The 13,033-nt window shown below is 37.3% G+C and carries 11 protein-coding genes; 10 read left to right on the top strand and 1 reads right to left on the bottom strand.

Annotated elements, in window-relative coordinates:
- Positions 1 to 90: 90 nt before the first annotated feature.
- Positions 91 to 912, top strand: coding sequence for a 3-methyl-2-oxobutanoate hydroxymethyltransferase (panB, locus tag BSCG_RS02915; RefSeq protein ID WP_004295743.1), 822 nt, complete (start codon positions 91 to 93; stop codon positions 910 to 912).
- Between the two features lie 9 nt (positions 913 to 921).
- Entirely contained in the window at positions 922 to 2,079 is a 1,158-nt protein-coding gene (locus BSCG_RS02920; RefSeq protein WP_008777330.1) for an MFS transporter, read from the top strand.
- A gap of 14 nt (positions 2,080 to 2,093) precedes the next feature.
- Here the strand turns inward: BSCG_RS02920 and BSCG_RS02925 are convergent, their stop codons facing one another.
- Positions 2,094 to 4,313, bottom strand: a complete 2,220-nt coding sequence (locus tag BSCG_RS02925) for a RelA/SpoT family protein (RefSeq protein WP_008777329.1) — start codon at positions 4,311 to 4,313, stop codon at positions 2,094 to 2,096.
- A 177-nt stretch (positions 4,314 to 4,490) separates the two neighbouring features.
- On the opposite strand from BSCG_RS02925, the gene BSCG_RS02930 reads away from it, so the two are divergent.
- The 8 genes from BSCG_RS02930 (at position 4,491) to BSCG_RS02965 (ending at position 13,032) form a co-directional block, all read left to right on the top strand.
- Entirely contained in the window at positions 4,491 to 6,125 is a 1,635-nt protein-coding gene (locus BSCG_RS02930) for a tyrosine-type recombinase/integrase (protein ID WP_008777328.1), read from the top strand.
- A gap of 193 nt (positions 6,126 to 6,318) precedes the next feature.
- Positions 6,319 to 8,190 (top strand): hypothetical protein, encoded by a 1,872-nt coding sequence (locus BSCG_RS02935; protein ID WP_008777327.1) that lies wholly within the window; start codon positions 6,319 to 6,321, stop codon positions 8,188 to 8,190.
- Positions 8,191 to 8,270: 80 nt separating this feature from the next.
- Positions 8,271 to 8,855 (top strand): hypothetical protein, encoded by a 585-nt coding sequence (locus BSCG_RS02940; protein ID WP_004320913.1) that lies wholly within the window; start codon positions 8,271 to 8,273, stop codon positions 8,853 to 8,855.
- A gap of 599 nt (positions 8,856 to 9,454) precedes the next feature.
- Complete coding sequence (locus BSCG_RS02945; RefSeq protein ID WP_008777326.1) at positions 9,455 to 10,480, top strand: DUF3871 family protein; 1,026 nt, start codon at positions 9,455 to 9,457, stop codon at positions 10,478 to 10,480.
- Between the two features lie 56 nt (positions 10,481 to 10,536).
- Positions 10,537 to 10,797, top strand: coding sequence for a hypothetical protein (locus BSCG_RS02950; RefSeq protein ID WP_008777325.1), 261 nt, complete (start codon positions 10,537 to 10,539; stop codon positions 10,795 to 10,797).
- Positions 10,798 to 11,044: 247 nt separating this feature from the next.
- Positions 11,045 to 11,680, top strand: a complete 636-nt coding sequence (locus BSCG_RS02955) for a recombinase family protein (RefSeq protein WP_008777324.1) — start codon at positions 11,045 to 11,047, stop codon at positions 11,678 to 11,680.
- A gap of 571 nt (positions 11,681 to 12,251) precedes the next feature.
- Positions 12,252 to 12,683 carry a hypothetical protein gene (locus BSCG_RS02960; protein ID WP_008777323.1) on the top strand — a complete coding sequence of 144 codons (432 nt, stop codon included), beginning with the start codon at positions 12,252 to 12,254 and terminating at the stop codon, positions 12,681 to 12,683.
- 1 nt (position 12,684) lies between these two features.
- Positions 12,685 to 13,032, top strand: coding sequence for a hypothetical protein (locus BSCG_RS02965; protein WP_225493269.1), 348 nt, complete (start codon positions 12,685 to 12,687; stop codon positions 13,030 to 13,032).
- The last annotated feature ends 1 nt before the right edge of the window (position 13,033 follow it).

The raw sequence follows: 13,033 nt of genomic DNA, 5'->3' as shown, positions 1-13,033 counted from the left end.
TATGAATTAAATGTTATAACTTTGCCGCGATTTTTGAAGGCGCTTGACGTCGTTTTAATTTTTAATCATTAATTTTTAATTTAAAAAGACATGGCTGGTTATATATCAGATGACTCAAGAAAGGTGACTACTCATCGCCTGGTTGAAATGAAACAGAGAGGTGAAAAAATATCTATGCTGACTGCTTATGATTACACAATGGCACAGATTGTAGACGGTGCGGGAATGGACGTAATCCTGGTAGGCGACTCCGCTTCCAATGTAATGGCAGGTAATGTGACAACACTTCCTATCACACTCGACCAAATGATCTATCATGCCAAATCCGTGGTACGCGGCGTGAAACGTGCGATGGTAGTGGTTGATATGCCTTTCGGATCCTATCAGGGCAACGAGATGGAAGGACTTGCTTCTGCCATCCGTATCATGAAAGAAAGCCACGCTGACGCTTTGAAGCTCGAAGGTGGTGAAGAAATCATAGACACGGTGAGACGCATCGTATGTGCTGGCATTCCGGTAATGGGACATCTGGGACTCATGCCTCAATCCATCAATAAATACGGCACCTATACCGTGCGTGCCAAAGACGACGCCGAAGCCGAAAAACTGATTCGCGACGCCCATCTATTAGAAGAAGCAGGCTGTTTTGCCATTGTACTCGAAAAGATTCCCGCAACCCTTGCCGAACGCGTAGCATCCGAACTGACCATACCTATTATCGGTATCGGTGCCGGTGGCCACGTAGACGGTCAAGTATTGGTGATTCAGGACATGCTTGGCATGAACAACGGATTCCGTCCGCGTTTCTTGCGTCGTTATGCTGACTTGTACACGGTGATGACCGATGCCATCAGCCGTTACGTTTCTGACGTGAAGAATTGCTACTTCCCCAACGAGAAGGAACAATATTAAATATAGTATATGGCAGTTAAATTGTGGACAGTTCATTTTATGCGGATATGTGTAGCTAATTTGCTGTTGTTTATATCCTTGTATGTGTTATTTCCGGTGCTTTCCGTAGAGATGGCCGACCGTCTCGGAGTGCCGGCTGCACAGACAGGAGTAATCTTTCTCTTTTTCACCTTGGGGATGTTCCTCATCGGTCCTTTCCATGCCTATCTGGTAGATGCATACAAGCGTAAGTACGTCTGTATGTTTGCTGCTGCCCTGATGGTAGTGGCGACCATCGGATACGCCTTTGTTACCAACCTCACAGAACTAATTCTGTTGAGCACCGTGCAAGGGCTTGCCTTTGGCATAGGCACAACAGCCGGCATCACATTGGCCATCGACATCACCAACTCCACATTGCGCAGTGCGGGAAACGTCAGTTTCTCCTGGATGGCACGTATGGGAATGATCGCAGGCATTATCCTCGGAGTATGGCTTTATCAAAGCCAATCCTTCCAAACCCTGCTCACTGTATCTGTCATAACCGGAGCTGTCGGAATCCTCATGTTATCAGGAGTCTACGTACCTTTCCGTGCGCCGATTGTCACCAAACTCTATTCCTTCGACCGCTTCCTATTGCTTCGTGGATGGGTTCCTGCCATCAATCTGATCCTGATAACCTTCATTCCGGGACTGCTGGTTCCCATGGTACACCCTTTCCTAAACGATTTCGTACTCGGAAACACAGGAATCCCCGTACCGTTCTTTGTAGGAACAGCCCTCGGATACATCGTTTCCCTGTTCTTTGCACGTCTGTTTTTCCTGAAAGAGAAAACACTGCGGCTGGTCATTATAGGACTCGGATTGGAAATCGTAGCCATCTCCCTACTGAATACAGACATCTCCATAGGCATTTCCTCCGTACTCTTAGGACTGGGCTTAGGCTTTATCCTGCCGGAATTTCTGGTGATGTTCGTAAAGCTATCCCACCATTGCCAACGCGGAACAGCCAACACCACCCATCTGCTGGCAACCGAAATCGGCATTTCCCTGGGAATCGCTACCGCCTGCTACATGGAATTGGATACAGATAAGATGCTACATACCGGACAGATAGTAGCATCCATTGCTTTACTCTTCTTTGCATTGATTACCTATCCTTATTATATAAAGAAGAAAGTAAGATAGGAGAGTAGCCGGAATTAATTCCGGCTAACTTGTTTTACTCCCTTTATAGTACGTAATTTCTTGATAAGAGCCTCCAAACGTCCCGTATCACCCACCATGACCGTCAGTGTTCCGGAGAACAAACCGTCGTTCGAGTCAATACCGATGGAGCGCAGCGTGATACCATTCTCTTTGGATATAATAGAAGTGATATTAGTCACGATACCAATATCATCATGCCCTACAACCCGCAGCGTGATAGGATATTGCGTACCTACCGATTTTCCCGCCCAACGAGCCTTCACAATACGATAACCGAAACGTTCGCGCATCTGATTGGCATTCGGACAGTCCGCCCGGTGTATCTTGATACCACCGCTTACCGTAACGAAACCAAACACATCATCCCCGTAAATCGGATTACAACATTTAGCCAACTTGAATTCCAACCCTTTCAGATTCTGATCGATTACCAGAACATCTTCCTTGGACGTCGTTTCCTCTTGTTGCGCAGCCTGCAAGTTATACCCTTCGGCACTGCGATACACAATTTCATCGTGCGTATCACTGTCCCGCTTCTGTTGCTCCACATACTTATCCAGAATCTCGTTAACGTCCAGTCCACCGTCGGCAATCCGCTGATAAAACTCCGTCACATTCTTGAAGCCCAAACGCTTGATGAGGCGCATCATGGTCGCTTCATCATATTCCAACTTACGATTCTTGAATTTCCGTTCCAGCGTCTCCTTGGCAAAAGCGTGCTGGCGTGCCACTATCTCTTTGAGAGCCTGCCTTATCTTGGTGCGCGCTTTGGAAGTCGTCACGATGTTCAGCCAGTCCTGCTTCGGCGTCTGGGTGTTTGAAGTCATGATCTCCACTTGGTCGCCGCTGTTCAGTTTCTGTTTGAGCTGCACATTCTTGCCGTTCACTTTCGCGCCGATACACTTGCATCCCAACTTACTATGGATATGGAAAGCAAAATCCAATACCGTAGCCCCTTTGGCGAGCTTGAACAAATCCCCCTTGGGCGTGAAGACAAACACTTCATCCTCGTAGAGATCCATCTTAAACTGATCCATCACTTTCAGTGAATCGTTGTCTGCATTCTCCAACGCCTCCCGCACAGAAGTCAACCACTCGTCCAGACCCGTTTCACCCTTGATACCTTTATATCTCCAGTGAGCAGCCAATCCGCGTTCCGCGATCTCGTCCATGCGGCGGGTACGTATCTGCACTTCCACCCATTTCCCTTCCGGGCCCATCACAGTGATGTGCAACGACTCGTAACCATTGCTTTTCGGGATAGAGAGCCAGTCGCGCAGACGCTTCGGGTTCGGCTGGTACATATCCGTAACAATCGAATAAACCTGCCAGCATTCCTGCTTCTCCTTAGCCGGGTCCGGCTCCGAATCGAGGATGATACGGATGGCGAACAAGTCATAAATCCCCTCAAAAGACGTTTTCTGCTTCTGAATCTTGTTCCATATCGAATGAATCGACTTGGTACGCCCCTTGATGTCGAACTTCAATCCTGCTTCCGACACCTTCCTCTGGATCGGTTCGATAAAAGCAGCGATATACTTGTCGCGGGACGCCTTCGTCTCGTTCAGCTTATCCTTGATAAAATAGTACGTTTCCTTCTGCGTATATTTGAGAGACAAATCTTCCAGTTCCGATTTCAGCTTGTACAATCCCAGCTTATGTGCCAGCGGAGCATACAGGTAAGCAGCCTCGTTCGCCACTTTGAGCCGGTCCTCCTCGTTGCCCGTGTCCTTGATTTGGCGCATCACATTCACACGATCCGCAATCATAATCAGGATTACACGCATATCCTCCGCAAAAGAAAGCAGCAGATTACGGAAGTTTTCCGACTCGATAGCCGGACTCTTCGCATACAGCTCGTTCGTTTTCACCAATCCCTTGATGATACTTGCTACGTCATCCCCATATTCGGCGTTCACCTCGTCGATAGACAATACATGCCCCTTCACGATTTCGTGCAACATGATACCGATCAGGCACGAACCTTTCATACCGATTTCCTCGGCAACGATCACTGCCGTTTGTAAATCTCTGATGACGGGATTCATCCCGAAGTTATTGCGTTGCAGACCGTTACACTGGGCCGCTTTGATAAGATGTCTCTTTAACTTTAGGCAATCCTTCCAGGAAATGCTATCTCCTGCAGATTGCAACAAATGCCGGTAGAGTGAAAAAAGCTCCTTTTTTTCCTCTGATGTAAAAAAGTCGTCCATATTCAATCTTGTTAATTCGATGTAAAATTAGTTTTTTTCCTGCACATTCAAAAGGAAGTAACAATTATTTGTTATCAGTAACTTATAAATATGGTTTGGTTATCAATATGTCACTTTTCAGCCCTAAAAGAACCAAAGTGAAGAACAATAAAAAAGAACCATTTTAAAGAACCGATTATGATAGGGCAGATTTTTTTTAATGAAGTCAAAGCTAGTTTTAATTTGAGGAAGCCGAAAAGTGACAAACCCACTAATATTTATTTGGTATGTCGAATAGATAAAAAACAGGTAAAGTTATCAACTGGAGTTAAGGTATATCCTGACCAATGGAATACTAAAAAACAGGAAGCATATCTAAGCCCACGGTTAACAGAATTGGATAATATAAATAACGCAATAGTAAACGATGAAATAAATAAACTCAAAGCTGATTTTATTGAATTTAAACGTTATATTTGCGATAATCCAAATGAGATTGATAATAGCTTATTTTTACTAAGGAAATATATTTACAAGGATAAAATAATGAAGCAAGAAGAACTACAAAGGCCAATTCAATGGTTGCGTAAGGCTATTGGACAAGATAAGTCTATAACATCAGAGGGACAGAGGAATACTTTGGCTATTTATTTGGGGCATTTGAAAGTATTTGAAGAATTTCTTAAGAAAACAGGTAGAGAGGGTATAACGTTTGCAGATATAAATTTGGCTTTAATTAAAGATTATGAGACTTATCTGTTTAATAGACCAGTAGGAAAAGGGAAAACTACCAAAACAAGTACAGTTGGAAATAAAGTAACAGCTTTAATTTCAATTATCAAGCGAGCAGAGCCATACGGTTTGATAGATATTTCTGCTGCAAAGTTGAACCAGTATAAGAAGCCTAGAAACAGAGAAGGTGATAATAATGGAATATATTTGACAGATGAGGAAGTAAATAGAATATATGCATTGGAACTTAACGGCTTGGAAGAAAAAGCAAGGGATGTTTTTGTATTGCAATGCTGGACAGGGCAAAGATTTAGTGATATGCAATTATTAAATACTGGAGTTATTAAAGATTCAGATAATGGGAAAATATTGGAAATAGTTCAAAAGAAAAGAACACATAAAGTTTCAATACCGTTGCTTCCTATTGCTTTAGAAATATTGGAAAAATATCATTTTCAAGTTCCAAAAGTACGTGAGAATACTATGCTGAAGTGTATAAAAGAGGCAGGAAAAAAGGCTGGAATAACGGAAAGGTGTATTGTGACGGAAGATAGGGGAGCTACAGTTACTAATACTTCTGTTTGTAAATACGAATTAATAGGTACTCATACTGGGAGACGTTCATTTATTAGTAATATGTTATTACGTGGATATGATAGTCATATTATAATGAAGGTAACTGGACATAAAACAGAATCTGCATTTAAGAAATATGCTAAAATAAGTTCAGAAGATGCTGCTAACTTGATGCTAGAAACAGAAGCTAACAAAGTTAACCAAGTTAATAAAGTTAAACAATCCAATGACGTTACACCTTCTAGTAATGAAAATATAGCAGAAGCAATAAGTAAAGGAATTGAAGCTGGTTTGAAACATAAGGATGATATAACTTATGACTTGTTATTTAATAGTCAGGAAAGTAATATTGAATCTTACGGGATAGATAGAGATGTGGATATAAGCCAATTCGATTTAAATAAGAACGAAATAGATTTCCTTGATAGAACAATGGATAGTTTTGATGTAGGAACGCCATCTTTGAAGGTCAGGAAAATACTGAATAGATTGCTGGAACTGGGAATAGTGGTACGACTTAAATAGATTGTATTGTATTTATCAAGGAACTTGCTGTTTTTGTTCGTGAGAAGCAATATCAACTGATGATATGGTTAAAAATATTATATTCAGATAGTTATAAAGTGAAAATTTGATGGGTAGTGGAAAAATTTCGATGTCCCCATATTCAGCCCGATATGGTCAGATTTTTCCACTACCATAGAAATATAAGATAAACATGGAAATAGAACAAATAAAACTCAATGGTGACGAACGTCTGATTGATGCGCTTAAATCAAGGGGATATAAAGATATACCAAGTAACGTTATTCTTGACAAGACACTAACAGGGATAGGTGCTACTTATGCAGAGTTACATTCATACCGTAATTCAATCATTATTGAACCCAATGTTCCAGTTATTGTGGGTAAAGCTGCAAAGAATAGTGATTGGTTAGCTGTTTACAGCGATACGACAGTGGCACAAATAAAAAAGTATTTGAAAAGAACTGATGTCAAGTACAAGAAGATTCTAACTACTCCCGAAGGATTTAAGAAAGTTAGGAAAGCAGCAGATAAGTCTTACAGTCTAATTCAAGAGACATACTTCTGTTTATTTGATGAGTGTGAGAAGTTGACGCAAGATTGTGACTATCGAGCAAGTATTTTACAACCTGTCTACGACTTCTTCGACTTTAAAGAGAAAGCGTTTGTATCTGCAACTCCATTGGAAATGTCACGCCCAGCATTTGAAGAACAGGGGTTTAGAAAACTGAAAATTGTTCCTCAATATGATTATAGGAAAGATTTACATTTGATTGTAACTTCAAGTTATGAAAGAACAGTTCGAGAAGAATTTCAACGACTGAAAGACAGCCCATGTGTTTGTATATTCCTCAACTCCGTAACTGGAATTAATGAATTGGTTAATTCTCTGCATTTAGAAGGGGAAAGCCGTATCTTTTGTTCAGAAGAAGGGGGTGGAAAGTTGAAAGACGCAGGCTTTACTAATGCCGTATCGTCAATAGATTATCCATTGGCAAAATACAATTTCTTCACATCAAGATTTTATTCAGCAGTTGATATTGAATTGAATGTAAAACCCGATATTCTGATACTTACTAATCTGAATAATGCTGTATATACAACCGTTGACCCATATACCGAAGCAATACAGATTCAAGGACGATTCAGAAGAATGTTTGAGGATAAACAGACATTTAACAGTTTAACGCATATAACAAATACCCGTGATTTGGGAGCTTTATCACGTGAAGAACTGGATAAACAAATAGACGAGTATAAAACTACTTATCAGTCTCTCATTGAAAGATATGATAAAACAACAAATTCGGCTCGTAAAACATCTCTAAAACAACAACTTAAACAAATCTGTGAGGATTACTTATTGGATGAACGATTAAATATTGATTATTTTGGTATAGATAATAAGTATAATGAAGAACGGGTTAAAAGCTACTATCAATCAGGAGAGAAGTTGTATGCTGCTTATGAAGCAACTAAATTCTTTCGAGTTAATTACGAAGAAAGACAAGAAATAATCGGAGAAGATGATATATTTAGAATAAAGAAAGCTCCAAATGAGAAAGAACGTATTCGTATATTTGCCACAAAACTAATCCAGTTGAATGAACAATGCAAGGAGAATCCAAGTATTGACAAGCAGTTTTTTCTAAAACTACTTCATGATTCATGTGATTTTGCAGATTTAATCATTGAAGCATACGAAGTTATACCGTTTGAATTGAAAAAACAAGCGGTATGGAACTGTTGCAATAAAAAGAAATTGGAAATAGCTTTGAAAGACCAAAAGAATGAAAATAAACGTTTTTCTCCAGAAGTTCTACGGGATATAGAATCATCTTTTAGACCATACATAGGAGATAATATAGCTAAGGAAGAAACTAAAAAGATGTTTACAGATATTTACAGTAGGCATTATATACTTCATAATGAGACAGGCATCACAGCAAAGGTAAATCAGCAAACTATTTGTGAATATTTTGAAGCAACACCACAAAATAAGAAGAAACCGAATGAGTGGAAAATCAAATGTATGTTGCCCCAATATGCTGCATTGGTAAATTAGTTGCTGTTTCTCTTGTAAAATAAAGTTTGTAATTGTATATTTGTGACCTCTATATTGGTAATCTATAAAATTAAGAGTTTATGAAAAAAATATTTTTTTTCTTTTTATTTGCTGTTATATCCTATACAGTATTTGCACAATCCGCTTCAGAACATTTGACTTTTAAAGGTGTGCCTATAAATGGGACATTAAATGAATTTGTTTCTAAATTGAAACAGAAAGGACTTGCTCACATTGGAACAGAAGAGGGAATCGCAATGTTAAAAGGAGATTTTGCAGCATATAAAAATTGTACTATAGCTGCTGTGTCTTTAAAACAAAAGAATTTAGTAGCCAAAGTTGGAGTAATATTTCCTTCTTTGGAAACATGGTCATCACTCTCAAATAATTATTTCTCCTTAAAAGAAATGTTAACTAAGAAGTATGGTGAACCAGCAGTTTGTGTAGAAGAATTTCAGAATGACTTTGGTAAAGATAACGACAATTTGAAAATACATGGAGTGAAAATGGATAAATGCAAATATGTTACAGGATATGCAACTGCAAAAGGAAACATTGAATTACATATTAAAGGTGATGTTATGAATGGGTGTTATGTGACACTTATTTATTTCGATAAAATTAATGGCGAAATAATTGAAGCTGAAGCAATGGATGATTTATAAATAAAAAACTACTCGATTAAATACAAAAAAAGCCGCAAGCGAGTACACTTACAAATGTGCTCAATTACGGCTTTTTTTGTGGAACTTCTAAATTCATGTCTAATACAAGGGATATAGCAGTTCGCAATTTTAAATATGGGAGTTAATTTTCCCAATGGAAGTGTGGGAAAATGCAAATATGACCTGTTTGATTTACATATAATTCAAGGAGTTGAACCATTGACAAACAGGTAGTTCTTGATTTTTAAGAATACTCAAAGTTACTCATAATAAACAAGGTAAAAAAATAAACAATACTCAATTTCTAATATTACTACTTAGCATATCTTTATATGGCAGTATAATACTCTCCTTTCTATTATAGTGAATAGTAATACATAGGCACGCAATAAAGTATAGGTACTTATATATAATACCCCCTACCTGTTAAAATAAGAGCCTAAATATATATCAGCTTATTTCTCTTATGATTTACTGAATTGAAAGTTACATGAGCGCATGAACAGTAGTTCTAACAACCCCCTAGGGTAGTTGGAAGAAAAGTGAAATATCTATTCTCCACGTAATCAATTTATAAATCATTTAAAATTTTATTCGTTATGAGAAATCTACAAATTATTGGCAATGTGCCACAGGTAAGAAGAGAAAGTAACTTTGGTGAATATGCAGAAGAAGCAACAATAATCGAAGAACAACCAAAAGTTAAAAAAGAGAATCCTCATTTCTTGGAAGCTAATACACTAGAGGTAACAATGCAACATTTAAAAGAAGATTGTATTACACCCGTATTCGCCAAAGACAATGAGCTTACAATTCCTCACCCTACATTTATTGATACTGTTTATGACGCTGCAAATACGTTTTTCAGTGGTGAAAGCATTGATAAGCCCGATATTCGTGTAAGTCACATTATCAAGGGAAGAATACCCGAAGCAATACACAAACCTGCAAATCAACTTCTTGAAAGTGATAAGACTATCTACTACGAAAGATGTGCTTTTATTATTCAGATTCCTACGATTTACGAAACGGTGAACGGAAATAAGCTAACTCTTACTATTGGTGGTGTGAGAGCTTATAATCACACAAATCTGTATTCAAAGAAAGGAGCAGAAAGGTTTAAGGTATTTATTGGCTTTACTTGTAAAGTTTGTACAAACTTGTGTGTATCAACAGACGGTTTTCTTAGTTGTTTGGAAGTTACTAATACCAAAGATTTATATCGGGCAGTATTGGAAATGTTTCAGAGTTATCAACCTGCAAAACATCTACATTTGTTGCAAACACTTAGTAACTCATATCTCACAGAACATCAATTTTGCCAATTACTTGGTAGAATGAGACTTTATCAATCATTGCCACAAGGTTATCAGAAAGATATTCCTAAAATGCTTATCACTGATTCACAAATAAATACAGTTGCAAAAGCATATATCAATGATAAGAACTTTGGGAGCTTGGGGAATGATATTAGTATGTGGAAATTGTATAATCTATTGACAGGGGCAAATAAGAGCAGTTATATAGATTCATTCTTGGATAGAGCGGTAAATGCTACTGAAATAGCAACGGGAATAAATGCCGCTTTGCATGGAGACACTAAATATAAGTGGTTTATTGATTGATTAAACAGGGGAATATTCAGAAATGGGTATTCTCCTATTTTATTAATTGTATTGCAATGGATAAAAAGAAAGAAACTATGGTTAGTAAGATTGAATATCTGAAAGAAACAATTTGTCATTGTGAGAATAATCTCCAATATATAAAGAGGTTACAAGCATTGAAATATTGGTTGCTGAAATTAGATGTCTTATTGGATAATTCCAATGATGAGATTTATAGAAAGTATTTCTATTCAGATAAGGGACATTCTTTCTTTGATAGAATCTGTTTATCAATAACAGATTATCAATATGGAAATAAACCTTTCAATTATTAATCTATTTAAAATAAAGAATCATGTTTTATTATAAGATACTTGTTTGGCTCTTTTGGGTGGTATTGTCTTTTATAACAGGTTGTGTTCCGTTAATCCTGCTTATTCTTTTAGTTGGCTTATGGGAAGTGGAAGAAGCGGATAAACGTCACTAACTACTTGTGTGTTCAAAACAGGAATGTGTTCAAATAAATCTACAAAGGTGGTTTGAACACATTCTTTCATGTTATCAATTTAATCAAAGAATAAAATGAAAACAGCCGTAATATACGCTCGTGTTTCGTCAAGTAATGACAGACAGGACACGAGCAGACAAATAGAGGATTTAAAGAAATATGCTATCTCACAGGATATAGAAATTGTGAATATATTCCAGGAGCATATTTCAGGTGCAAAGAAAATAGAGGAAAGACAGATTTTAGGAGAATGTTTGGAATACTGTAAACGTGAATCTGTGAATATCCTACTTTTGTCTGAATTGTCAAGACTAGGGAGAAGTACATTACAGGTTCTTCGCTCTTTAGATATATTGCATGAATCGAAAGTATCGGTTTACATACAGAACTTAGGCTTATATACTTTGCAACCAAATGGGGAAGTTAATCCAATTGCTTCTATTATGGTGACAGTACTTGCAGAAATGGCAAATATTGAGAGAAGTAATATTCAATACCGTTTGAATAGTGGTAGGGCAAATTATATCGCCAAAGGTGGTAAACTTGGCAGAAAGACAGGTTCAATCAAAACGAATGATAAGAAGAAAGAAGAATATAAAGAAGTCATAGCTTTACTAAGAAAAGGCTATTCAATCAGAAATATAGCTAAGCTACAAAGTATTGGTATTTCCACCGTTCAACGGATTAAAAATCAGTTTATAAAGCCATAAGCATGAAATATCGGTGGGGTGGAAAAATTCAGAAATTTAGTTTTTATATGGGGAGTCTTGAATTTTTCCACTACCATAAATTTATAAAGCAGAAATAGCCCTCAACTTTTAATAAACAATAGTTCTTGCTATTACAAACGCTTTTTGTAACTTTGTACCAATTTCAGATACCTAATGTGTTGGGGCTGAAAGGACATATTAGTTAACGAAGAGCGTTTTAAATATTATCCTATCATGAAATCTGGACAATTTCACTTGCACGGGATAGTAGGCAAGAACGCTCACGTCAATGTTATATACCTATCTTGTTAAGATAGTCTATATATCGTTTGGCGTGGGCTATTGTTTATTATTGTGCAAGGGCAGTCCAGAGCCTCATGATGATAATATTCGATAGTTCCCACGCTTTTCTCATTGTGTAATACTATCCAAAGGGAACAGGGTAGATAAAACGATATATAACTACGAATCAGACATTAAGAAACAACTTTTGCTACTATCTTTCAAGTAGCCAACTCAATTTTTGAGCAACTTATACTACAAATTAATTTATTAATCAAAAAAAGAAATAATGGCATATACTGTAAGAGATTTATCAAATGCTCAAAGGTTTGAGTATAAAGGATATGAAGTTTTTATGTATTGTGTTGAGGATAGTTTTTGGAGTGGAGAAAGAACTTATAAAGTTGATATAAGTATTAGTAACCATGTTTATTATAGAATAGCAGAAGATATACAGATAGCTCGTTATCAACAGCAGAGACAAAGTTATTTTCCAATGACTTATAATAATGGGTACAATGGAACTTATGACATAATGAAGAAACTAAAAGAACGCATATTGTTTAGTTCCTCTTTTAATGTTATTGTAAAACGTAAATTTACTATACTGAAAGATAATGAGCCTTATGTTAGAGATGCAATGGGACAAATAAAATCTATCATTGATAGTAAGTTTGGTAATGTGAATGATAAATTTAAAAATATTCAAAATATTATTTGACATGACAAGGATTGGTTGGATTATTGTAGGAATACTTGTTTATTTCCTGTTGGGTTGGATTTTAAAGGATATAGTTTTTTCTATTATCACAATCGAAGGTGATACTACAATGGGAGATATTTTGAAGTATGAGCAAATTGTTTACTCTGCCTTAACAGCTATTTATATCATTATAATGAATATTGTGCAAGGAGATGATAATGGAGACTCATCATCTCCTATTATGTTAGTTATTGCTACCTATTTAGGAGCAAGGTTTCTCCCTCTTTCAATGGGAAGCGTTATATTGTACAGTGTATTAAACATTGTGGCTATAATTTGGGGAGCTTGCGAGTTGAAAAAAGGCTAAA

It is taken from the genome of Bacteroides sp. 2_2_4 (genome assembly GCF_000157055.1).
GTDB lineage: Bacteria > Bacteroidota > Bacteroidia > Bacteroidales > Bacteroidaceae > Bacteroides > Bacteroides ovatus.
This window is presented reverse-complemented; position numbering and strand designations above follow the sequence as displayed.